Annotated in this window: 21 protein-coding genes; 12 read left to right on the top strand and 9 right to left on the bottom strand. The window is 41.6% G+C overall.

Annotation, left to right across the window (positions count from 1 at the left end; translation table 11 throughout):
* Positions 1-42 precede the first annotated feature (42 nt).
* Positions 43-612, bottom strand: a complete 570-nt coding sequence (frr, locus tag RIB15_RS04795; RefSeq protein WP_350201013.1) for a ribosome recycling factor — start codon at positions 610-612, stop codon at positions 43-45.
* 203 nt (positions 613-815) lie between these two features.
* On the opposite strand from frr, the gene RIB15_RS04790 reads away from it, so the two are divergent.
* From RIB15_RS04790 to RIB15_RS04760, 7 genes are all read left to right on the top strand, one after another.
* Entirely contained in the window at positions 816-1,451 is a 636-nt protein-coding gene (locus RIB15_RS04790; protein ID WP_350201012.1) for a hypothetical protein, read from the top strand.
* 231 nt (positions 1,452-1,682) lie between these two features.
* Positions 1,683-3,452 (top strand): 2-oxoglutarate dehydrogenase, E2 component, dihydrolipoamide succinyltransferase, encoded by a 1,770-nt coding sequence (sucB, locus tag RIB15_RS04785; protein WP_350201011.1) that lies wholly within the window; start codon positions 1,683-1,685, stop codon positions 3,450-3,452.
* 64 nt (positions 3,453-3,516) lie between these two features.
* The gene (panC, locus tag RIB15_RS04780) at positions 3,517-4,368 is read left to right on the top strand and encodes a pantoate--beta-alanine ligase (protein ID WP_350201010.1); all 852 of its coding nucleotides are present in this window, start codon (positions 3,517-3,519) and stop codon (positions 4,366-4,368) included.
* Positions 4,369-4,378: 10 nt separating this feature from the next.
* Positions 4,379-4,804, top strand: coding sequence for an aspartate 1-decarboxylase (gene panD / locus RIB15_RS04775; RefSeq protein ID WP_350201009.1), 426 nt, complete (start codon positions 4,379-4,381; stop codon positions 4,802-4,804).
* Between the two features lie 218 nt (positions 4,805-5,022).
* Positions 5,023-6,282, top strand: a complete 1,260-nt coding sequence (locus tag RIB15_RS04770) for an efflux RND transporter periplasmic adaptor subunit (RefSeq protein WP_350201008.1) — start codon at positions 5,023-5,025, stop codon at positions 6,280-6,282.
* An 11-nt stretch (positions 6,283-6,293) separates the two neighbouring features.
* Complete coding sequence (locus tag RIB15_RS04765) at positions 6,294-7,664, top strand: ABC transporter permease (protein WP_350201007.1); 1,371 nt, start codon at positions 6,294-6,296, stop codon at positions 7,662-7,664.
* Positions 7,657-9,141, top strand: a complete 1,485-nt coding sequence (locus RIB15_RS04760; RefSeq protein WP_350201006.1) for a TolC family protein — start codon at positions 7,657-7,659, stop codon at positions 9,139-9,141. The genes RIB15_RS04765 and RIB15_RS04760 overlap by 8 nt, the downstream gene beginning before the upstream one ends.
* A 176-nt stretch (positions 9,142-9,317) precedes the next feature.
* Here the strand turns inward: RIB15_RS04760 and RIB15_RS04755 are convergent, their stop codons facing one another.
* The 6 genes from RIB15_RS04755 to RIB15_RS04730 form a co-directional block, all read right to left on the bottom strand.
* A complete protein-coding gene (locus tag RIB15_RS04755) occupies positions 9,318-10,691 on the bottom strand; it encodes a dipeptidase (protein WP_350201005.1) in 1,374 nt (457 codons plus the stop codon).
* 97 nt (positions 10,692-10,788) lie between these two features.
* Positions 10,789-11,556: a GW dipeptide domain-containing protein gene (locus RIB15_RS04750; RefSeq protein ID WP_350201004.1), complete on the bottom strand. Its 768-nt coding sequence runs from the start codon at positions 11,554-11,556 to the stop codon at positions 10,789-10,791.
* Positions 11,553-13,301, bottom strand: a complete 1,749-nt coding sequence (locus RIB15_RS04745; protein WP_350201003.1) for a BatD family protein — start codon at positions 13,299-13,301, stop codon at positions 11,553-11,555. Before RIB15_RS04745 ends, RIB15_RS04750 begins: the two co-directional genes overlap by 4 nt.
* Positions 13,285-13,812, bottom strand: a complete 528-nt coding sequence (locus RIB15_RS04740) for a hypothetical protein (RefSeq protein ID WP_350201002.1) — start codon at positions 13,810-13,812, stop codon at positions 13,285-13,287. The genes RIB15_RS04745 and RIB15_RS04740 overlap by 17 nt, the downstream gene beginning before the upstream one ends.
* A gap of 2 nt (positions 13,813-13,814) precedes the next feature.
* Positions 13,815-14,459 (bottom strand): tetratricopeptide repeat protein, encoded by a 645-nt coding sequence (locus RIB15_RS04735; protein ID WP_350201001.1) that lies wholly within the window; start codon positions 14,457-14,459, stop codon positions 13,815-13,817.
* 6 nt (positions 14,460-14,465) lie between these two features.
* Positions 14,466-15,221: a YebC/PmpR family DNA-binding transcriptional regulator gene (locus RIB15_RS04730; protein WP_350201000.1), complete on the bottom strand. Its 756-nt coding sequence runs from the start codon at positions 15,219-15,221 to the stop codon at positions 14,466-14,468.
* A gap of 218 nt (positions 15,222-15,439) precedes the next feature.
* On the opposite strand from RIB15_RS04730, the gene bshA reads away from it, so the two are divergent.
* Entirely contained in the window at positions 15,440-16,582 is a 1,143-nt protein-coding gene (gene bshA, locus RIB15_RS04725; RefSeq protein WP_350200999.1) for an N-acetyl-alpha-D-glucosaminyl L-malate synthase BshA, read from the top strand.
* 1 nt (position 16,583) lies between these two features.
* On the opposite strand, the gene RIB15_RS04720 is transcribed toward bshA, so the two are convergent.
* Both RIB15_RS04720 and sucC read right to left on the bottom strand, forming a co-directional pair.
* Positions 16,584-16,955, bottom strand: a complete 372-nt coding sequence (locus RIB15_RS04720) for a hypothetical protein (protein WP_350200998.1) — start codon at positions 16,953-16,955, stop codon at positions 16,584-16,586.
* Positions 16,956-17,056: 101 nt separating this feature from the next.
* On the bottom strand, positions 17,057-18,262 hold the full coding sequence (gene sucC / locus RIB15_RS04715; protein ID WP_350200997.1) for an ADP-forming succinate--CoA ligase subunit beta: 1,206 nt from the start codon (positions 18,260-18,262) through the stop codon (positions 17,057-17,059).
* 244 nt (positions 18,263-18,506) lie between these two features.
* On the opposite strand from sucC, the gene pyrR reads away from it, so the two are divergent.
* Genes pyrR through RIB15_RS04695 form a run of 4 tightly spaced genes read left to right on the top strand, consistent with a single transcriptional unit; the run spans position 18,507 to position 22,500 of the window.
* Positions 18,507-19,058 (top strand): bifunctional pyr operon transcriptional regulator/uracil phosphoribosyltransferase PyrR, encoded by a 552-nt coding sequence (gene pyrR / locus RIB15_RS04710; RefSeq protein WP_350200996.1) that lies wholly within the window; start codon positions 18,507-18,509, stop codon positions 19,056-19,058.
* Positions 19,051-20,001 (top strand): aspartate carbamoyltransferase catalytic subunit, encoded by a 951-nt coding sequence (locus RIB15_RS04705; protein WP_350200995.1) that lies wholly within the window; start codon positions 19,051-19,053, stop codon positions 19,999-20,001. The genes pyrR and RIB15_RS04705 overlap by 8 nt, the downstream gene beginning before the upstream one ends.
* A gap of 8 nt (positions 20,002-20,009) precedes the next feature.
* Positions 20,010-21,218, top strand: a complete 1,209-nt coding sequence (locus RIB15_RS04700; protein ID WP_350200994.1) for a GNVR domain-containing protein — start codon at positions 20,010-20,012, stop codon at positions 21,216-21,218.
* Complete coding sequence (locus tag RIB15_RS04695) at positions 21,205-22,500, top strand: O-antigen ligase family protein (protein WP_350200993.1); 1,296 nt, start codon at positions 21,205-21,207, stop codon at positions 22,498-22,500. Before RIB15_RS04700 ends, RIB15_RS04695 begins: the two co-directional genes overlap by 14 nt.
* The last annotated feature ends 5 nt before the right edge of the window (positions 22,501-22,505 follow it).

Genomic DNA, 22,505 nt, shown 5'->3' with positions numbered 1-22,505 from the left:
TATGATTTTTCATAGATGTCACAATGCGAAAACCGAATCTCTTTAAACCGTCATGATTTCTTGTTCTTTTTTCTCGAGCAGTTCGTCAACTTTGGCGGTGTATTTGTCGGTAAGCTTCTGGATCTCATCTTCAGCTTCAAACTTTGAATCTTCTGAAAGGGATTCGCTTTCTACCTTCTTTTTGATGGCATCGTTGGCGTCCCGGCGGGTGTTTCGGATACTGATCTTTGCCTTTTCGGCAATGTCCTTAGAATGTTTAACCAACTCTTTGCGTCGCTCCTCAGTTAGCACGGGAAGCGGAATCAGGATGCGTTCACCATCATTGTTTGGATTAAGTCCAAGCCCGGCCGACATAATTGCCTTCTCAATATCTTCCATGCCGGATCTGTCATAAGGTTGGATAACCAAAAGGCGTGCTTCCGGGGCGCTCACATTAGCCAGCTGCTGAAGCGGCGTCTGTGAACCGTAATATTCAACTTTGATGCCTTCGAGCAATGCAGGGTTCGCTTTACCGGCTCGCACATGAGAGAGTTCTTTTTTGAAATAAGCGGTGGCTTCATCCATATTGATTTCCGCTTCATCGATAATTTCCTGTAATTCTTCCGATATCATAACGCCAGACTTTTATTTATGCTGATTGACTAACTTTGCGAAGTTAATAAAATCAGAACTGAGGACAAACCCCGAAGAACATTGAATATCGAATAGTGGCATTGAATTCTGCACTTCATATGATAGGTGATATAAAATAAGTTTGTAAGGAATGTATGTGTAAATGCTCTTACAAATAATGTTAGGTATCTAATTTGGGGACCATGTCACAAAAGAAAATCCAATTTAAGCCGGGTTATACATATCATGTATGGACACATGCTAATGGCGACGAAAATCTCTTCCGTAACGAAGAAAATTACAATTACTTTTTAAAAAAGTATAGCCACCACGTGCACCCCGTTGTTGATACTTTCGCATATTGCCTGATGCCCAATCATTTACATTTTATGGTTCGGGTAAAAAGTAATGATGAGGTGTTGGAATTTGTAAGAATGAAGAAAAAAGACCCAACCCTCCAAGGGTTTGGAACCCTTGGAGGGTTGTCTAATATACTCAGCAGACAATTCTCTCATCTTTTTAATGGTTATACTCAAGCCTATAACAAAAAATACAACCGAAAAGGCAGTCTTTTTATACCAAACTTCAGGCGTAAGCTTATCGATTCTGACGATTACTTTGTAAGTCTCATTGCTTACATTCATAATAATCCCGTCCATCATGGCTTCACCAAAAACCTAAGTGACTGGCCTTTTAGCAGTTGGCATGCGTATATGTTGAGAAAGCTTACAAACATCTGTAAAGATGAAGCGATGAAATGGTTTGGGGATGAGAGAAATTTTAAAGTTATTCATCAGAATTTAGGGTATTTGAAAAGCAAAGCTTTATTTGAAGACTAAATTTATGTGTAGCTAAAGGAATTTTCCTGGCTTTGATTGTTTAATCATTCTCAGTACGAAATGAATTTTAACAGGGTTAAAATAATCCAGATTCCCTGAATGCCTGAAAAAGCGCTTTTCTCATTTTTAAAGGAACGATACTTATTTTGAACTAATTGGAATTATCCTGAACTTTAGAGTCCGTTTAATTTTCCTTAAAACCGCCTTACAGGCAGTAAAACAAAACAATTTATGGCGAAGGTAGAAGTGGTCATGCCCCAAATGGGCGAATCGGTAATGGAAGGCACTGTTATAGAGTGGGCCAAAAATGTTGGCGACACCGTAGAAGTGGATGAAACTTTACTTGAAGTAGCCACCGATAAGGTGGATACAGAGGTGCCCTCACCCGAAGCAGGTGTGCTTGTCGAAGTACTTGCTGAAGAGGGAGATGTAGTTGAAGTAGGTAAACCGATCGCTATTATTGAAACGGATAAAGATGCTGCGGGAGATGTTTCTTCGGGCGGAACTGATGAAGCCAAAGCAGAAGAAACGGCTGAAGAGGAAGAACCGCAAGAAGCCGAAGCTCAGGAAGAAGAAGTACCTGCTGCTTCCGGTGGCGGTGATGAAGGCGAACGAATTGAAGTGCAGATGCCCCAGATGGGAGAGTCTGTAGTTGAAGCAACTGTAATTGGTTGGTCGAAGCAGGTTGGCGATAAAGTCGAAGAAGATGAAACCCTGCTCGAAATTTCTACTGATAAAGTTGATAGTGAAGTGCCATCTCCTGCCGCGGGTACTTTGGTTGAAATTCTTGCTGAAGAAAATGAAACCATTGAAGTAGGACAGACTATTGCTGTAATTGCAACGGGCAAAGGCGCTTCGGCAGGATCACTGTCAAGTAAACCGGCTCCTAAAAAAGAAGAGAAAAAAGAAGCTAAAGCTGAGCAAAAGCAGGAATCCCAGCCGGCAGCAGTATCTTCAAACGGAACTTCTGGTGGATCTGAACCACAGCGCGTTGGAAGTGATGGACGTTTTTATTCTCCATTGGTTCGCTCAATCGCCAAAGAAGAGGGAATTAGCCAGGAAGAACTGGAAAACATCGATGGTTCCGGGCAAGGCGGAAGAGTTTCTAAAAAAGATATTCTCGCCTATGTTGAAGATCGTAAAGCTGGTAAAGTATCAGCTCCGGCTCAGCAAAAACAAGCGGCACCTTCCGGTGGCGGACTAAGCAAGCCTTCTTCGGCTTCGAAATCTTCGGATGGATCTATTTCGGCTGGTCAGCTGGATGTGAAGCATTCCCCATCCGGTGATGTGGAAGTCATCAAGATGGATCGCATGCGTAAGATGATTGCTGAGCACATGGTTCGATCCAAGCAGACGTCAGCACATGTAACTACTTTCGCTGAAGTAGATGTTACCAACATGGTAAGGTGGAGAAACGCGAACAAAGCCAAGTTCCAGGAGAAAACAGGAACTAAACTGACATTCACCCCTCTCTTTGTGGAAGCTATTATCAACGCGATGCTGGAGTTCCCTCTCATTAACAGCTCGGTTGTTGAAGATGAAATTCACCTTAAGAAAGATATTAATTTCGGACTGGCCGTAGCGCTGGGTACCGGAGGCGAAGGTGGCTTAATTGTACCTGTTATCAAGAAAGCACAAGAGAAAAACCTGGTTGGCTTGGCAAACTCAGTGAATGAAGTTGCTGAAAAAGCCCGAAGCAAGAAATTAAGTCCGGACGATTTAGTGGGCGGAACCATCACCCTAACTAACTACGGAAGTGTGGGTAACCTGATGGGAACGCCCATTATTAACCAGCCTCAGGTAGCTATTATCGGAACAGGTGCTATCGAAAAACGGCCGGTTGTAATGGAAACGGAAGCAGGTGACGTAATCGCAATCCGCCATATGATGTTCCTCTCTATGAGTTATGACCACCGTATTATCGATGGTGCACATGGCGGAGCTTTCCTGAATCGCATCAAAGAGATTCTCGAAGATTTCGATACAGACCGTTCTGTTTAACAATGAACTTTTCATTTCCTAAATCTGGAGACGCCCCAAAACAGGCGTCTCTTTTTATTTGAGCATGAAACAAGTTTCTTCTATAGCTGATATTCGTTCTGAGGTAGCTGAACTGAAATCTCAGGGCAAAACCATTGCTTTTGTGCCCACTATGGGTGCATTACATGCAGGCCATTTATCTTTGATCCGGCTGGCTAAGGAAAAAGCAGATGAAGTAGTGGTTTCAATTTATGTGAATCCTGTACAATTTGGCCCTAATGAGGATTTTGATAGCTATCCCAGGCAAATGGAGGAAGACCTGAGAGCCTGTAAAGATGAAGGAGTTTCAGTGGTTTTCACCCCTGACGATAACATCATGTATGGAGCCGGAAAAAGATACTTCAGCATTAATATAGATGAGCTGAATGAGCATATGGATGGAGGGAGCCGCCCGGGCTTTTTTGAAGGAATTGTGCTGGTGGTGAATAAATTGTTCAATATCATAGAGCCGGATATTGCTATTTTTGGACAAAAAGATATACAGCAGTTTCAGATTCTTTCCAGAATGGTGGAAGAATTTAACCACGATATTGAATTGGTGGCTGCCCCCATTGCACGGGCGAATGACGGGCTTGCACTCAGTAGCCGAAATGCCTACCTGAGTGACGAGGAACGCAAAATAGCCCCTGGTTTATACCGAGCCCTACAGTATGTGGAAAAACAGATTCGTGATGGAGTGGATGAGCCGGGATTATTGTTAAAACATCAACAGGATGAACTGGAAGCGAAAGGCTTCAAAAATGATTATCTTAATGTGTTTTCCATGGATGATATGCAGCCGGTTATAAAACTAAAACCCGGTTCAACATACATCCTTGCCGGCGCAGCTTACTTAGGTAAAACGCGCCTTATTGATAATATAATTTTAGACCTCTGAGCGAAGTACGATGAAAATCACGATGTTTAAATCGAAACTGCACCAAATGGCAGTAACAGAAGCTAACCTGATGTATGAAGGAAGCATCACCATTGACCAGGATTTGCTGGATGCGGCTAACCTTCTGCCCTACGAAAAGGTACAGGTGCTAAATATAACGAATGGCTCCCGGCTAGAGACATATACCATTCCAGGAGAGAGAGGAAGCCGGGTTTGTTGTCTGAATGGTGCAGCAGCCAGGCTAACACAAGTTGGGGATCGAATTATTGTAATTAGTTATGCTGAGATGACCCCCGAGGAAGCAAAAGATCATAAGCCTCGTGTAGTGATTGTGGATGAGAATAATGATCCAAAAGAAATTCTGGATAATACTCAACCAGGCAAAAGTTATGATCTTGAAACGGGTTTGGTTGATAATACTTTAGTAGAAGAATAGCTGCTTGTTTCTCTTTCTTGCAAGAGAGAGTCGTCAAAATTAAAGCCTTAGCTTACCTATAAAGGCTATTTGAAATAAAAAAAGAGGTTTTACGGGATTGGTCTGGGAAATAGGATAATAAAATCAATACATTAGCGTACTTGTAAAACTATTTATATAGTATATTCGTCAATATGTAAAAAGGGTATATTTCTGCTCATTTCTAATTTAGTTATCACATGAAGAAAAAGTATTTAATTCCAGCTATTATTATTGGGTTTTCACTGATAGCCTGGTTTGTATTTGGAGGTGAGTCAGCAGAAACTGTTGAGCTGACAACGACCCCCAAAAAAGGAGAATTTGTTGTTGATGTAACAACCACCGGGGAATTACGCGCTAAGCAATCGGTGGAAATTCGCGGACCTCAGGGAGTTCGTGAAATTCGGTTATTTAATCTAAAGATTCAGCGGCTAATACCGGAAGGCACCATTGTTAAGGAAGGTGATTTTGTGGCGGAATTGGATCGATCAGAGATTACCGGGCGACTACAGGATGCCATGCTGGAGCTTCAACAGGCTCAGTCTCAGGTTACTCAGGTTTCCTTAGACAGTACGCTTACCCTTTCGCAGGCGCGTGATAATCTGATCAATCTCGAGTATGCGCTGGAAGAGAGACAAATTGCTGTTGATCAGTCTAAGTATGAATCTCCGGCCGTGCAACGTCAGGCGGAAATAGATTTGGATAAAGCTCGTCGCCAACTGGCACAAGAAAAGAAGAACTATGTTACCAAAGTAAAGCAAGCGGAAGCTCAGATGAGTGAAGTGGAGGCAGATTTCCAGGAAGAGCAAAACGAAGTAAATAAAATCAGAACATTACTTCAGCAGTTTACGGTTAAAGCTCCGGCTCAGGGGATGGTAATCTACAAACGAAATTATGATGGGAGTAAAGTTACGGAGGGCACCGACATCAGTGCATGGAATCCTACAGTTGCTGAATTGCCCGATTTTTCGGTGATGGAATCTATCACTTATGTGAATGAAGTAGATGTTCAGAAAATAGTGAAAGATCAAAATGTGGAAATTGGACTGGATGCTATTCCTAATAAAAACCTGGTTGGAAAGGTGACCAGTGTAGCGAATATTGGTGAGCAACGTCCTAATTCTGATTCCAAAGTATATGAAGTGATTGTTGAGATAGCAGAAACAGACAGTGTGCTTCGCCCGGCTATGACTACCAGTAATCGTGTAATTGTAAACCGTGTTCCGGAAGCAATGTTTATCCCATTGGAAACAATTCATGTTAAGGATTCAACCAGCTTTGTATTTAAGAAAGATGGATTATATCCGGTTATGCAAGAAGTTGATCTTGGCCTGATGAATGAAAACGAAGTAATTGTTCATCGCGGACTTTCCATGGATGATGTGATTTATTTGTCTGTGCCACAAGATACGGCAGACATTGAGCGACTCTATCTGGAAGAAGAAATTACATCAAACTAAAGGCTGATTTAGTGCTGCAGAAAATACTCTACAACTTTGACATCGCTCTTGAAGCTATTCAGCGAAATAAGCTGCGCGCCTTTTTAACCTCTTTGGGGATCATTTTTGGGGTTTCTTCAGTAATTGCCATGCTAGCTATAGGAACGGGTGCTCAACAGGAAGTGCTTCAGCAGATGGAGCTTTTGGGAACCAATAACGTAATTGTACAACCGGTTGTAGAGCAGCGGGAAGGTAATGTTGGAGATGAAAATGCAGCAAAACAGGAAAAGAAAAAATTCTCTCCGGGTTTGAACCTTGAAGATCTGGAAAGTATCAAAAGGTTGGTGCCTCAGGTTGAAAAATTGAGCCCTGAGATTATGTATGAAACTTCTTTTATCCGTGATGCTCGTATCAGAACCGGGAAACTAATCGGGGTAAATAAGGACTATTTTGATATTTCAAATCTGGGCATTGTAGAGGGAAGTAATTTCAGCGATCTGCAAATTCAAAATGCAGACCCTGTGTGTGTGATTGGATATGACGTAAAGACCCGATTTTTTGCGGGTGAGAGCCCGATTGGTAAGAAAATAAAAGTGGGACATTTGTGGCTTACCGTGATTGGGGTAATCGAAAAGAAAGAAGTTTCTACAGAAAATATTGAGAATCTTGGCATCCGAAATTTCAATCTGGATATTTATTCACCGGCAACTACCGTGCTGTTAAGATTTAAAAATCGTGCAGTTTTGACGGGTAAAGATTTGCAGGGAAGTGGCAGTCGCTCAATTGTATTTATGGGTGGAGCCATGATCAGCAGTTCAGGTGGGGGTAACAATAACTCTGGAGACGGGAATTACAACCAGCTGGATAAACTCATTGTAAAAGTATCAGACACCAAGTATAGTGCTACCATTGCTGATGTTGTTTCCCGAATGCTGCAACGCCGCCATAATGATGTAGTTGATTTCGAGATTATCGTACCCGAGCAATTGCTGCAGCAGGAACAACGAACCAAGCGAATTTTTAACATCGTGCTCTCCTCCATTGCTTCTATTTCACTGATTGTTGGTGGAATTGGTATTATGAATATTATGCTGGCCTCAGTAGTAGAACGGTACCGCGAAATTGGAGTGCGGATGGCCGTGGGAGCTCAGAAAAAAGATATCGAGCTTCAGTTTTTGACCGAAGCACTGACCATTAGTATTACCGGTGGTTTTATTGGGATAATTTTAGGGATGGCTTTCAGTTATGCCATCGAAGCTACTGCAGACATTGCGACCATTGTAACCCCGATTTCCATTTTCATCTCATTCGGTGTAGCGCTTGTCATTGGTGTAGTATTCGGATACTACCCAGCCAAACGTGCCGCTCAACACGACCCTGTACACGCATTACGACATGAATAAACGTTTTTTTTGTTTTCTGATTATTGCTTTTGCTTTGAGTTCTCTGAACTTGAAAGCACAAACTCAGCAAACGCTTACCCTCGAACAAAGCATTCAAATAGCCAAGCAAAACAGTCCGCTTGCCAGGGCTGCAAATTTTGAATTAGTATCAGCAAAATGGCGGTATAAATCATTCCGGGCTGATTTACTTCCAAGCCTTGATCTGGATGGTGATATTCCCAGCTATAGCAGGGCAATTACAGCAAACCGTTTGGACGACGGTTCAACAACCTATCAGGAAGAAAGTCAGTCGCAGTCGTCGGTAAACCTGTCGATTAATCAAAGTATAATGCCTACAGGGGGACGGTTATCTCTCTCAAGTGGTATCAATCGTCTTATTCTTTTTGATGGGGGACTTAATGGCGATAATATTTATCGCTGGCAAAGTACGCCACTCGTGGCTACATACTTCCAGCCTTTGTTCCAGTTTAATAGCTTGAAATGGAGGAATAAGATTGAGCCATTGCGTTATCAGATAGCGCAAAAGCAGTACGTGGAAGACATGGAAGACCTGGCTTTTAACGTAACCCAGAGCTTTTTTGATTTTCTGCTGGCCAAGATAAACGTGGAAGTAGCGGAGTTCAATGTAACCGTAAATGATTCCATTTATAATATTTCACAAGGTCGTTACCAGGTGGGCAGTATCGCAGAAAACGACCTTCTTCAAAGTGAGCTTGCCCTTCGAAATGCAGAAACCTCTCTTACAACTGCAAACCTGAACTTTCAGCGGGCGGAAGAAAATTTCAAGGCCTTGTTAGGGATTCCGGATGAAACTGAAGTAGAAGTCATTATTCCTGACGATGCTCCAATTCTTAATATCGATGTGGATAAAGCTCTTGAACTGGCTCGAGAAAATAACAGTACCTCGCTGGAGTTCGAGTTAAGTGAAATTCAGGCCAATCAAGCATATGATCAGGCCCGTAAAGAAGCCGGGTTTTCGGCAACTATTCAGGCAAGCTATGGTTTGAACCAAACAGCCGAGGATTTTGCAGATGTATATAGCGATCCGCAAAACAGGCAATTTTTTACGGTAGGTTTTCAGATACCTATTTTTAACTGGGGTAAAAATACGGCTGAAATCCAGGCTGCCCGAAATCAGCAAGCTGCTACGGCCAACACTATTGCCTACCAAAAGCTACAGTTTGATTTGAGTGTTCGCAGTACCGTCCGTGAATTTTCTCAGCTTCGCAGTCAGGTAGAATTGGCAGAGACTTCGGATGTAATTGCTGACCGGCGTTATGAAGTAGCCAAAAATCGATACCTGATTGGCAAGATTGATGTGACGAATCTATTCATTGCCCAAAATGAAAAAGACAGCGCCCGAAGAAGCTATATTCAGGCGCTTAGAAACTACTGGACAGGTTACTACAATCTCCGACGTCTCACCCTTTATAATTTCGAGCAAGGCCGCCCCATCGTATTAGATACGGATATTTAGGACATAAAAATGGCGGTTCGCCAACTCTTCTTTACCTAAAAAGAAATTGGAATAGAACACGGATGATAGGGATAGGTCAGATAATCACAGATATAAAGTGATTGATTACCTTAATCCATTATATCCATGTTATCCGCGTTCCATTGAGAATATAAATGCTACCAAGAACTTCTTATTTACGAAGCGTAATCAGGCAGCAATTCTAAAAATCTGGCTGAAGTTTTAATCCCTCTGTGAAAATCTTTCAAAGAGAAATTTTCATTTGGTGAGTGAATGGCATTGCTGGTAAGTCCAAATCCCATCAGGATAGATTCAACACCCAGCACACGTTTGAAGTCAGCCACTATCGGGATTGAGCCGCCTTCTCGTGAAAACAATGCTTCTTTCTGGTACACATCTTCAAAAGCCTGCGCTCCAGCTTTGAGGCCATAGAAATCGAGATCGGTTACGGAAGCGTGTCCGCCGTGATGCTCATTTACCGTTACTTTTACGGTATCAGGAGCAAGCGACTCAACATGCTTTTTGAAAAGTTGAGCAATCTTATTTGGGTTTTGATCAGGCACCAAACGCATACTCACTTTTGCATTGGCTTTAGATGGCAGAACCGTTTTGGCACCTTCTTTAGTGTAGCCTCCCCAAATACCATTTACATCCAGTGTTGGGCGGGCAGAAGCTCTTTCAAGAGTTGTGTATCCTTTTTCGCCGTGAAGAGCTTTTACATCCAGTGTCTTTTTATATTCTTCCTCATCAAAGGGAAGTTGGGCAAAAGCTTCACGGTCAGCTTCCGTCAGAGGAATCACATCATCATAAAATCCCGGAATCTGAATCACGCCATCTTCATCTTTCAGTTTGGCTATAATTTCACACAAAACATTAACCGGGTTTTCTACAGCTCCGCCATATACACCGGAATGAAGGTCGCGATTTGGTCCAACCACTTCAATTTCCATATAAGCTAATCCACGCAGCCCGTATGTAATGGAAGGCTGATCTTCTCCAAACATGGCTGTGTCTGAAATAAGGACCATGTCGCAAGCCAGCAAGTCCTGGTGTTCTTCCAGAAAGGGAACCAGATTTGGAGAACCGATTTCTTCCTCGCCTTCTAAAATAAACTTCACATTTACAGGGATTTCCTGTCCGGTTTTTACAAAAGATTCTACCGCTTTGATATGTGTAAATGCCTGCCCTTTATCATCACTGGCTCCGCGGGCATAAATCAGGCCATTTTTAACGGTGGGCTCAAAAGGAGGAGTATCCCAAAGTTCATCAGGGTCGGAAGGCTGAACATCATAATGGCCATAAATCAACACAGTAGGCCGGTCATCATGAGGACAGTGTTCGGCATAAACAATCGGGTTACCCGGAGTCTCATAGGTCTTAACCGTATCAAATTTCAGGTTATTGAGCTGACTGACTAAAAACCCGGCTGCTTTTTTAATTTCCTCTTTCTTGCTGGAATCGGTGCTGATACTTGGGATTCGTAGCAAATCAAATAGCTCTTCAACAAATTTGTCTTTGTTCTGATCAATATACTCTTGAATAGTGCTCATTAATAAAGGGAATTATTTTAAAGTTTGGCTGTGGTTAAGGAGCCTTTATTTCTGAAAATAACTAAGCTTTTAATAAACTTCTGTGAGGATTACCGGCTTATAATATTTTTACTCCTTTATTCTGTATCCATCCATATTGGCCATTGCCGAGCCGTACATAAAGCCAGTCAGGTTGTTCTTCGCTTTTCCAGTGATCGACGGTCAGATCATATCCTTCGTAAGCAATACTTTCCAGGGTAGCGTCTGGTTTTGGTGATTGAACCACTCGCTGTGAATTGGTAATCAGAACTGCAGTATCGTAGCGTTGATCAACGTAATCGGCATAAAAAGCCAGGATAGCTAGCGAAGAACCTGTTATTACCAAAGCTATGGTATAGCTGGATATCTTCTTAATACTGAGTTTATTAAACCATGAGAGATATAACAAAACCAACCCAACTGTAGTGATTATAAATCCAATAAGGAATAAGCCAGAAGCTGTAAGTACATCGTTAATCCATTGGATGGCCCGATCCCAGGGGAGTTTAGGTAACATCGCTGATTGTCTGCTGAACTGGCTGTTCACATAATCGAGGGCAGTTTGGGCACGAGACAAAGTTGTTTTGAAATCAGCAGCCTTCAGGAAATAGTATTTGGCGAGCCCAAGAGAATCGAGCTGTACAGCGGTTATGCCCATGTTCAGGTAAAGTGCACCCGATATTTTGCCGGTTTGTTCTATAGATCGATAAAGGTTCAGGGCTTCTGTTAGCTCTCCATTTTTAAAAAGTGTATTAGCTTCATCAAACGTTGCCTGGGCAGATTGCTGAGCAATAGAAGGTGTGACCGAAAATAGAAAGCAGATGAGGCAGATTAGAATCTGTTTCATACAAGTTTGCCTATCTTTTTGATTAACGCTTTTGTTTTCTGAATATCAGAATCCAGGGTTTCCTGAGTAGCATTTGGAGCATAGGCAATGGTTTCACATTTAGTGAGCAAACGCTTAAGCTCCGTTATGTTTTCTGAACCAGCCGTTTGTTCCACTTCATGGATAATATCTTTGTGTGAAAGGCCAGCAGGAGGCAGGTTGAGCTTGTCGGTAATAAACTGAACCAATGCTTTTTCTATCAGGTGATAACCTTGTTTGATGTCTGTAGTGCTTTCAGCCTCAGCTAATGTGCCTGCAGCTTTATCCGAAGCGGTTCGGGATCTTGCAAAAGCAGAGTCTGTGTTCATTCGGTCATTATATTGCTTATATCCAAATACAGCAGCTGTAAGGAAAACAGGAAAAAGTATGAGCATCCAAACCCAGCCTCTCTGGTAAAGGGGAGCTGCAGAATATGAGGTCCATTGAGCTAATCCTGTTATAGGTTGCACATCGAGGCGCAAATCATTTTGGCTAACCACAGTAGAATTTGGATCTCGCTTGGCTGTAAAAGTTAAATCTGGCAACCGGGTTATCTCATAGCGATTAGAATTCGGATTGAAGTGAGCAATTCGAACGGCGGGTATGGTGTAAGTGCCTTCGTTTCGGGCAATGATTATATCAGTGAATGTGCGGGTACCTGAAATCTGTCGGTTTTTGCGATCAATGGCAGATCCTTCCTGAGGATTATACTTTTCCAGTTCCTCCGGGAATGAGTATTCGGGTTTATTTACCAAAGGCACATTACCGGTTCCGTTTACACGCGTGGTTATCTCTATGGTCTCTCCTACAAGAGCATTTTTTGGGCTGATTTCGCGACTGATTTCAAAATCACCTACAGCACCTATAAATTCAGCATTCTGAGCCTCCGGCAGTGCTTGAACATCAAGCGTAACAGGAACAGATTGTACATTGAGGCGCTCTTGTCCAAACCCTAGCCCAAAAGGATCGGAGTTACGTTGCTTACGTACAGAAACAGTGATTTCAAAGGGGCTTAATGTAAGTTCACCAGACTTAGTAGGGAAAAGGGCATACTGGATCAATTTTGCCCGCTGATATCGAATACCGTTGACGATAGTTGAAGATGTTTGGGCTCGTTGGGGGTACTCAAGTTCTTCTTTCCAAAAACCTTCTGCTTTCCATCCGGGGGTGGGTTGATAAGAAGAAACTTCGATATCGTTCTTGAAATAAAGTACTACATCAGCAACTACTTGCTGCCCAACTACAGGATTCATGGTACTTGGCTCCAACCGCACATAAATGCTTGGAGCACGGTCTGCATTTCCGGAATTTATGGAAGAAGGGTCAAGTACTTTGAAATTAATGGGAGTTGTTTGATAAGTCTCGTCATTAACATTTACCTGTATTGACGGAACAGAATAACTTCCGGGTGTCTGGGCAATCAGGGCATAACCAAAAGTATAGGTGACGGTAGGGCTTCCATTGATCAGAGAATATTTTTGACCCCGGGAAGTGCTTCCGCGAAGCCAGCGAAGTCCCTCAATTTCAGGGAGTACGGGTTGTTCAACAGATCCCATGCTGGTGCCTGAAATAGTAACCTGTAAGTTAACCTGTTCACCAGAATAAATGTTGATTTCCGAGAGTGAAGCATCAACTTCTACGTCCTGAGCCTTACTTGTGGAAAAACAAACTAAGGCAAAAAGCAGTAATAAGGATAGAAGGTGATACCGTTTACCAATCTTTGTCATGCTTGGCACTTCCGTCCGATTTTTTCTTCTTGAATTCTTTTAGCAGTTCTTTCTCTTTCTGAGCAAGAGCCTGCAGAATCTTCTCAGCGTCTTCTTTACTAATTTTTTGTGATTTCAGATCCTCAGGATTCATTTCTTGTGGGTCCTGTTGCTGCTGTTCTTCCCCATCACTTTGTTGCTCTTCCTGATTCTGTTGTTCCTCTTGCTCTTCCTGGTTTTGCTGCTGTTGATCCTGCTGTTGCTGATTCTGCTGGTTCTGTTGCTGCTGATCTTGATTCTGTTGTTGTTGCTGCTTCTCCTGCTCTTCCTGAAGTTTTTGCATCAAAGCATTCAGCTTTGGATCGTTTGGATATTGATTCAACCCGGTTTGAACCTGATCGATGGCCGTTTGCACATCAGAATTAATAAAAGCCTGTGCTCCTCCATGGAAATACTCATCTGCTGACTGGGATTGAGCAAAAGCAGCAGTGGTAATCAGAATGGATAAAATAAAAGTGCTTAGTTTCTTCATGGTCAATTGGAATCTATATCTGAAACATTTTTAATTCGTTCTATAAAATCATTGAAAGCCCGAACTGTTTCATCCGCATCAAGAGCGCGTTGCATCAAATTATATGCTTCTGAGTATTTACGCTGGCCAACCAGTTTCTCAGCCTGTTCCTTCATGGCTAAAGCATATTCACTGGGCTCCGGCGGAGGCTGATTTTGTTGGTTTTCATCCTGCCCTTCCTGCTCCTCTTCTTGCTCTTTCTGTTTTGTAAGGGCCTGTTCATAATTATGCTTGGCATCAAGGTCAGATGGATTTAATTTGAGTGCATTCTTAAAATGCGTAGCAGCGGGCTTCCATTTTTGTCCTTCTGCCAACAAGGTACCAATATTATATTCAGCAATTGCTTTATCCTGAGGTGACTCTGCCAATCCACGGAATTCCATATAAGATTGAATCGCATCTTCCACTTTTCCCTGTTTAGCCTGTGCATTTCCAAGATTGAAATACAACTTTGCATTATCAGGATCTTGTTCAATCGCGGTAAGATAAAGTTGTTCCGCTTGTTCATAATTTCCGCTTTCATAAGCCTCATTAGCTTTACGACCATCTTTGACAGCTGAGGCAGTTAGAAACAATAAAATCGCTATGTATGAAAAAGTACGGATCATGTTTAATTATAGGTCTTCAGCGAGGGCAATGGTTTCATCATCCATTAACATATTGGTGAATACGTTGTTAACGTCATCGTTCTCTTCAAATTTTTCCATCATCTTCAGGTTCGAGATAGCTGTGTCTTCATCCACTTTGGTTTCGGTAACAGCTTCACGTATTAATGAAGCATTTTCGATCTCGTATCCACCTTCTTCGAGACGATTTCTGACATCAAAAAGTTCTTCGCGGTTTGTGTAAACCACGAACATTTCATCGTCGGTGTCAACATCTGTTGCTCCGGCATCAATAGATTCAAGCATAAACTCTTCGTCATCAAGGTCTTCAGATGGAACCTGAATCATACCCTTTTGTTCAAACATATAACCAACGGATCCATTAGTGCCCATATTACCTCCATGCTTAGAAAAAATGTGCCGGATATCACTTACTGTTCGGTTGTTATTATCGGTAGTAACTTCGATAAAGTAGGCAATACCTCCGGGCCCGTATCCTTCAAATGTAGTTTCCTCATAACTGGCTCCGCCGGTGTCTTCACCCGTACCGCGTTTAATGGCTCTTTCTATGTTGTCTTTTGGGACATTGTCTGCCTTTGCATTTTCAATAGCTAACGACAATCTGGGATTACCCTCCACATCACCACCGCCTTCCCGGGCAGCTACAGTAATTTCCTTGATGTGCTTGGTGAAAATTTTGGAGCGTTTAGCGTCTTCTTTAGCTTTTTTGTGGCGAATGTTCGCCCATTTCGAATGTCCTGCCATAGGTATGAGTCACTATTTTTTGTGCTAATACAGTTTATAAATATACAAAAATGAATGCTTGTATAAGAAATGTATGCATAGTTTTTTCTGAGCGATGTCTTGGAAATTAATTTCCTGGAAACCAAACTGTTAAACCTTGTGTTGAACAGCTAATCACAACAATAGTTTGTGTATTTTTGAGTTCAATACATCTAATCAAATAATCCAAAATTTTTGGAATGAATATAGGAATTGTCTGTTACCCTACTTTTGGCGGAAGCGGTGTTGTAGCTACGGAATTAGCAAAAACACTGGCTAAAAAAGGTCATAATATACACATGATGAGTTATGCTAAACCGGCCCGTCTCGATACTCTTGAAACCGGGATCACTTATCATGAAGTTTCCATCAATTCCTATCCTTTATTTGAGTATCCGCCGTATGATCTTGCTCTGGCAACCCAAATGGTGAATTTGATCGAATACCAGGATTTGGATCTGTTGCACGTACATTACGCCTTGCCTCATGCAACAAGTGCATATTTAGCCAAGCAGATTATGGCTGAGAAGGCCCGGCACGTTCCGGTTGTGACAACTCTTCACGGAACTGATATCACATTGGTTGGAAGCGACCCCAGCTACAAACATGTTGTAGAGTTTTCCATTGATAAAAGTGATGGAGTTACAGCAGTTTCAGAATACCTGAAAAAAGAAACCTATGAGCGGTTTAACATAAAGCAGGACATTAAGGTAATCCCCAATTTTATTGATTTGGATCGGTTTAAAAAATCGAATAAAAGTCATTTTAAGAAAGCCATTTGCCCAAATGACGAGAAAGTCATCGTTCATGTGTCTAATTTCAGAAAGGTGAAACGTGTACCAGAGGTAATCACGGTTTTTGCCAAAATTTTAGAATCAGGAATAGATTCCAAGTTATTGCTTGTGGGGGATGGGCCCGACCGTCAAAAGGCAGAACAGCAATGCCGTGATTTAGGAATTTGTGAACATGTTCGTTTTCTGGGCAAACTGGAGCAAGTGGAAGATGTCCTTTCTATCGCAGATCTGTTTTTGATTCCATCCGGTTCTGAAACGTTTGGCCTTGCTGCTCTTGAAGCGATGAGTTGCAGCGTTCCGGTAATCAGTTCCAATATTGGCGGACTTCCGGAAGTAAATATCCATGGAGAAACCGGTTATCTTTGCGACCTTGATGATGTGGATTGCATGGCTGATTATGGCGTTAAGATTCTTACGGATGCTGATTTACATAGTAAAATGGCAGCTAATGCCCGTAAGCAAGCCGAAAGATATAATCAGGATGTAGTGGTTGAAGAATACGAGAGGTTCTACGAGGTCGTTAAAGCTAAGCTATTGCAAAGCGTATAAATTAAAATAAACCCCATTTTTTGTTAGCTGATGCAGTTCCGTCTGCCACATATTTAATCTTATTGAGGTCCAGTGTAGTATCTGTATTAACGGATTCATCTAGCACATAAGCGATTGCAATAATCACATCTTTCATGTCTTTTTCAATAAACTGACTTTTTTTCTTGGTACAGATTATAATGTGACTGATTTCAGTGTTAATGCCTTTCTTTTTATCAACCCAAAACACACTGTTTTCGAGTTCAGCAATAAAATAATCAGAGCGATTCTTGGCAGGAATTTGCTTTTGAACGGAGGCACTTATTGGAAGCTGGTAAGTGAGTTCCTCAGGTCCTTTTGAAATGGATGATATTTCTATGTCAAATGGTTTCATAGGTCATTTATATAATGATGATAACAAGTCTATTATAAATAAAAAAAGCCTGATCTTTTACAGATCAGGCTTAGAATTGTTTAATTTTGACAGTTTGCTGTTTAAGCCAGCACTTTAGAAACCTCTTCTGCTGCTTCTTTAAGCAGTACAGCTGATATCACATTAAGGTCACTATTGTCGATAATTTCTTTAGCTTCCTTAGCATTGGTTCCCTGAAGGCGAACGATAATGGGTACATCTTTCACTTTTTCAGCAATTTCAGGATCTTTCACAGCCTCGATAACGCCGTTTGCCACTCGGTCGCAGCGCACAATACCACCAAAGATGTTGATAAGAATCGCCTTCACGTTTTTATCTTCAAGGATGATGCGGAATCCATTTTTCACAGTTTCGACATTAGCTCCACCACCTACATCAAGGAAGTTAGCAGGCTCACCACCAGACAGCTTAATAATATCCATAGTAGCCATTGCTAGTCCGGCGCCGTTAACCATACAACCTACATTTCCATCCAGTTTGATGTAGTTGAGGTTATACTTTTGAGCTTCCAGCTCCAACGGGTTTTCCTCTGACTCATCTTTAAGTTCAGCCAGGTCTTTGTGGCGATAAAGAGCGTTGTCGTCAAAAGTTACTTTGGCATCCAGGGCATATACTTTGTTATCCGGTGTGGTGATGAGCGGATTAATTTCAAACATATTAGAATCCGTCTCTTCATAAGCATTGTAAAGTGCGTGAATTAATTTGATGCCGTTTTTAAGTGCCTCTCCTTCCAGCCCAAGCGCAAAAGCAATTCGTCTTGCCTGATTTGGCTGAAGATCCATTCCCGGTTCCACCCATTCCTTAACAATTTTCTCAGGGGTTTCTTCAGCTACTTTTTCGATCTCAACGCCGCCTTCTGTAGAAGCCATGATCACGTTTTTGCTAACCGCCCGATCCATCAAAATACCCAGGTAAAACTCAGACTTGATGTCTACACCATCAGTTACATACAGTCGCTGCACCAGCTGGCCTTCTTCACCGGTTTGGATCGTTACAAGAACATCACCCAGTAAAGATTCGGCTGCTTCTTTAACCTCGTCAATGGTTTTGCAGAGGATTACACCCTTGGCATTATTCTTTTTGGTGCGGCCTTTACCACGCCCACCGGCATGGATTTGAGCTTTCACTACAAATAGGGAAGCCCCATTTTCTTTCAGTTTTTTGGCAGCATTAACCGTTTCTTCAACGGTAGTTGTTGCAATTCCTGCAGGAACAGCGACATTATATTTCTCAAGAATTTCTTTGGCTTGATACTCGTGTATTTTCATGGATACATTTTTAAGTATTAAAAGCGATTTTTAGGGTGCCAATAATACCGAGATTAGGAGCTAAAAGAAAGGTTACTTTGGTTGCCCGGTATTATTAGATATCCTTTTACATTAATCGCTAACATTCTAATGCAGAGAAAGCGTTTCATTGAGGTATATACTGTTTGAGGAATAGATACTTTCCTTTGGCATTTACTGATCACAAACGCTAACTTTAGCATTCAAAAAAAGAAGGTAATTCCGCTTGAAGAAAGCACAAATCATGACTGCCGAAGACCTGAATCGCATTTACCTGCGGTTTGCCCATCAATTCTTGGAAGGTTATGATGAATTTTCCCGACTTGCTGTAATCGGAATGCAGACGCGTGGCGTGCATATCGGTAAACGCATTGTGCAAGAGATTAAAAAGTCGTTCAATACAGACATCGATTTTGGAGTGTTGGATGTTACTTTTTACCGGGACGATTACCGCTCTAAACTCAAAATGCCGGAAGTTAAAGTCACTGAAATACCCTTCGATTTATATGATCGTGATATTGTATTGGTAGATGATGTGCTTTATACCGGAAGAACCGTCCGCTCAGCTATGGATGCACTCATGGCCTATGGACGACCAAGAAGTATCAAGTTTTGCTGTATGATTGATCGTGGCCACCGGGAGTTACCTATCTCTGCTGATTTTATGGGAATGTATGTTCCAACCTATGAAAACGAAGAAGTGCGCGTAAAAGTGAATGAATTAGATGGTGAAGATGCCGTGTATGTAGTTGAGGTGGAGGTAGCAAATAATGAGTAACCCTTCCGAAGAATATCAGTTCAATCAAAAGCACCTGCTTGGTCTTACTGATTATTCTGCTGACGATATACGATACGTGTTGGAACAGGCTAAATACTTCAGGGAAATTTTAGACCGGCCGGTTCCCAAAGTGCCAACCCTTCGCGACAAAACGATTGTAAACCTCTTCTATGAAAATAGCACCCGCACGCGACTTTCTTTTGAGCTTGCTCAAAAAAGAATGGGTGCAGATGTAGTCAACTTCTCGACAAGTTCGTCCAGCACCAAAAAGGGAGAATCGCTGAAAGACACGATCCGCAATATCAGCTCCATGAAAATTGACATGGTGGTGGTAAGGCACGAAAGCCCGGGAGTGCCGCATTTTCTCACTAAATGTGTGGATGCGGCTATTCTAAATGCAGGGGATGGTGCCCATGAACATCCCACACAGGCATTACTGGATATGTTTACCATGCAGACCATTCATCCTGATTTGAAAGGAAAGAAAATTGCAATTATCGGGGATATAGCTCATAGCCGGGTAGTACGATCTAACATTATTGGTTTGAAAAAGCTGGGAGCAGAAGTGGTATTATGCGGTCCTAAAACGTTAATACCTGTCTTTGTTGATCAGATGGGAGTAGATGTTTCCTATTCTTTAGAAGAAACATTAGCTTGGTGTGATATCGCCATGGCCCTGCGGATACAACTTGAGCGGCAGGAATCGGGCACAGAGTTTTTTCCTTCGCTGAGAGAGTATCATGAACGATTTGGAATAAAACTTTCTCATCTGGAAAAATATCCCGAGTTTAAAATTATGCACCCCGGCCCTATAAATCGCGGTGTTGAAATGGAAAGTGAAGTAGCAGACAGCGATCGTGCAGTGATTTTAGATCAGGTTACAAACGGGGTAGCGGTACGGATGGCAATTTTATATTTATTAAGTGGTGGAAACAGAGTTTAATTAAAGAAATGAGCAACGAAAGAAAAGTAGACATAATTGATGTAGCCACAACCCTGGCTTTAAGAAAAAAGACCATTGCTATAATAGTTCTAACAGCTACCATATTAGGAACGGTATTAGCTTTTATATGGCCGAAAACTTACCGTTCAGAAGTGTCGTTTGTTGTTACTGATGGCAATTCCATTAATCTTTCCGGTGGTGGCTTGTTGAATGGGTTGGCCGACATTAAGATGGGAGGAGGCAGTATCTCAGCTGAACAGGTACTCGTATTGCTAAGAAGCACAGAAATACAAGATCGGTTGATTGAAGAGTTTAATCTTGACGAAGTTTACGGAACAGATATTCCAGAAGCATTACGGAAGATGTTTGATGGTAGTATAGAAATTGAAGACATCCGTGAAGGAGGTATAGGTTTTAATTCTATCATTGCTTTAAAATTAGCATACCTCGGAGATGAACCTGAGAGGGTGTTTAATGTAGTCAAAAGATATTATGAAGTTGTTGATTCGACCGTCCAAAAGCTGAATAAAAAGAATGTAGAGGATGGATACTTGCTGATTAAGAATCGGCTGGAGCAAAACCTTGCTGATATGGAAGCTGCAGAAGATAGTTTAGTGGCTTTCCAAAGTAAATATGGCATTCTGGAAGTAGAAGAGCAGGCTGCAGCTCAAATCGGAGCAATAGCTGAAGTAAGGACAGAGCTGGTTAAGCTGGATATACAAATAAACTATTTACAGGATGTTTTGGGAGAAAATAGTTCTAAGCTAACGGATCTCAGAACCCAAAAAAGAGCGCTCGAAAGGCGATATAATAATCTGATTAAAGGATCTGGAGAAGGCTTGGAGACTACCGGTAGCCAGTTTGATATTTTCCAACCTGTTGAGCAGATGCCCGCCCTATACGTTGAGTACCTAAGGAGATACAGAGAGGTAATGGTACAAGAAGAAATTTATAAAGTGCTATATCCTCAATACGAGCAGCAAAAGCTAAGTTTTGAGGAGGCGACATCAGGTTTAATGGTAATTGACAATGCTGTGATGCCAACCTATAAATATGGTCCCAAAAGAGCCTATATCATGATTGCTGCTTTTGTTTTTGGCTTTATCCTGGCTTTTCTAAAGATCTATTTTGATAAATGGAAAGAAGATAATCCACAGGATTACAAGCGCTATCAACAGTTTACTTCGGCTTTAAGTTTTAGAAATGCTGACCATTGATCGCCTTTTTAATGGGGTAGTTCTTGTAGCGCCGCTTTTAGTTGGGGCCTTATTGACCGGTGTAATTTTTGTCGGAGAAGAAGGGAGTACTTTACCCGCTTCACCTTTTCAAATAATGCTGGGTTTAACATTTCTTTTCTTTGTAGCTAAGAAAGCTATTTTTGGTGATTGGAAGATCGAATTGTATGGGCTTGAAGGGTATTATTTAGTGTTGCTGGGGATAATTTTTCTCTCTATAACCTATACTCCCGACAGAGAGGAAGCACTCATTTATGTGGTTCGCTTGATTGTATTATTAGGGATGACTTATCTGATTTATAACTCAGTAGATAGTTCAAAAGAGTTGATAATGATTTCTTACCTATCAATCGGCGTTGCTGTTTTGATAGCAGCTCAAAACCTTGTCCAAATTTATTTTAATCCTGATGTTGCTGCTTATAATTATGCCAGCCAGGGTGCTGGCAAGCTTATGCGGTCTTCGGCAGAAGGTCTAGATCCGAATATTTTTGCTATTAACTATGCTTTTCCCTTAATGATGCTGGTTGCATACTTCAATAAAGCACGTAAAACAAGTAAGCAGTTTGTCATATTTGGATTGATTCTCGTCATAATAGGTTCCGTCTTGCTAACTTATTCCAGAAGTTCATGGGTTTCTATCGCGCTGGGCATTGGGGTATTAATGTTCTTGAGCAAAAACTATCGGTTTCTTCTTTTTATGAGCATAACATTTGCTATTGCTTTTTCAATAAGTGGAACCGTTCAGCAACTTACGTTGAGCTTTTTGGAACGGTTTATAGACATTTTTGCTGGAGCTTCTGATGACTCTTCCAAGTTTAGAATTTTGTTAGCAGAAACAGCGGTTCTTATTATTTTGGATAGTTATCTGATGGGGATTGGATTTCAGGGATTTTCAACTGTATTCAAAACATACCACCCGCCAGAGACAACGTTGGGCATTTATGAACCACACAATCAGTTTTATAGTGTCTTTGCTGAACTTGGCATTATTGGCTTTGCCATTTTTATGTTAATTCTTTTTCACATTGGGAGAAGGGCCTACCAATCTATACAGCATACCGATTTGAATTCCGAAACAAGAACAATTGCTATAGCACTATTTGCTACTTTTATTTCCTACCTTGTTTTCTACAATTTCTTAGGTGGTATGTTTTTTGACAGTATATTATTTGTTGTTATTGGGCTGATATTTGCAACAAATAAGGTATTACAAAGGAATAACTCTCAAGGAATAGTTGGAAAAAAGGAATTGGCCGGCAGTTAATTACT

Origin of the sequence: Gracilimonas sp. (genome assembly GCF_040218225.1) — a bacterium.
Lineage (GTDB): Bacteria > Bacteroidota > Rhodothermia > Balneolales > Balneolaceae > Gracilimonas.
This window is presented reverse-complemented; position numbering and strand designations above follow the sequence as displayed.

Bases quoted from the DNA above. Each gene is read 5' to 3' on its own strand.
- RIB15_RS04760 (WP_350201006.1), top strand. From the start codon at position 7,657: ATGAATAAACGTTTTTTTTGTTTTCTGATTATTGCTTTTGCTTTGAGT.
- frr (WP_350201013.1), bottom strand. From the start codon at position 612: ATGATATCGGAAGAATTACAGGAAATTATCGATGAAGCGGAAATCAAT.
- sucB (WP_350201011.1), top strand. From the start codon at position 1,683: ATGGCGAAGGTAGAAGTGGTCATGCCCCAAATGGGCGAATCGGTAATG.
- RIB15_RS04740 (WP_350201002.1), bottom strand. From the start codon at position 13,812: ATGAAGAAACTAAGCACTTTTATTTTATCCATTCTGATTACCACTGCT.
- panC (WP_350201010.1), top strand. From the start codon at position 3,517: ATGAAACAAGTTTCTTCTATAGCTGATATTCGTTCTGAGGTAGCTGAA.
- RIB15_RS04790 (WP_350201012.1), top strand. From the start codon at position 816: ATGTCACAAAAGAAAATCCAATTTAAGCCGGGTTATACATATCATGTA.
- RIB15_RS04700 (WP_350200994.1), top strand. From the start codon at position 20,010: ATGAGCAACGAAAGAAAAGTAGACATAATTGATGTAGCCACAACCCTG.
- RIB15_RS04735 (WP_350201001.1), bottom strand. From the start codon at position 14,459: ATGATCCGTACTTTTTCATACATAGCGATTTTATTGTTTCTAACTGCC.
- RIB15_RS04720 (WP_350200998.1), bottom strand. From the start codon at position 16,955: ATGAAACCATTTGACATAGAAATATCATCCATTTCAAAAGGACCTGAG.
- RIB15_RS04750 (WP_350201004.1), bottom strand. From the start codon at position 11,556: ATGAAACAGATTCTAATCTGCCTCATCTGCTTTCTATTTTCGGTCACA.
- bshA (WP_350200999.1), top strand. From the start codon at position 15,440: ATGAATATAGGAATTGTCTGTTACCCTACTTTTGGCGGAAGCGGTGTT.
- sucC (WP_350200997.1), bottom strand. From the start codon at position 18,262: ATGAAAATACACGAGTATCAAGCCAAAGAAATTCTTGAGAAATATAAT.
- RIB15_RS04695 (WP_350200993.1), top strand. From the start codon at position 21,205: ATGCTGACCATTGATCGCCTTTTTAATGGGGTAGTTCTTGTAGCGCCG.
- RIB15_RS04755 (WP_350201005.1), bottom strand. From the start codon at position 10,691: ATGAGCACTATTCAAGAGTATATTGATCAGAACAAAGACAAATTTGTT.
- panD (WP_350201009.1), top strand. From the start codon at position 4,379: ATGAAAATCACGATGTTTAAATCGAAACTGCACCAAATGGCAGTAACA.
- RIB15_RS04770 (WP_350201008.1), top strand. From the start codon at position 5,023: ATGAAGAAAAAGTATTTAATTCCAGCTATTATTATTGGGTTTTCACTG.
- RIB15_RS04745 (WP_350201003.1), bottom strand. From the start codon at position 13,301: ATGACAAAGATTGGTAAACGGTATCACCTTCTATCCTTATTACTGCTT.
- RIB15_RS04730 (WP_350201000.1), bottom strand. From the start codon at position 15,221: ATGGCAGGACATTCGAAATGGGCGAACATTCGCCACAAAAAAGCTAAA.
- RIB15_RS04705 (WP_350200995.1), top strand. From the start codon at position 19,051: ATGAGTAACCCTTCCGAAGAATATCAGTTCAATCAAAAGCACCTGCTT.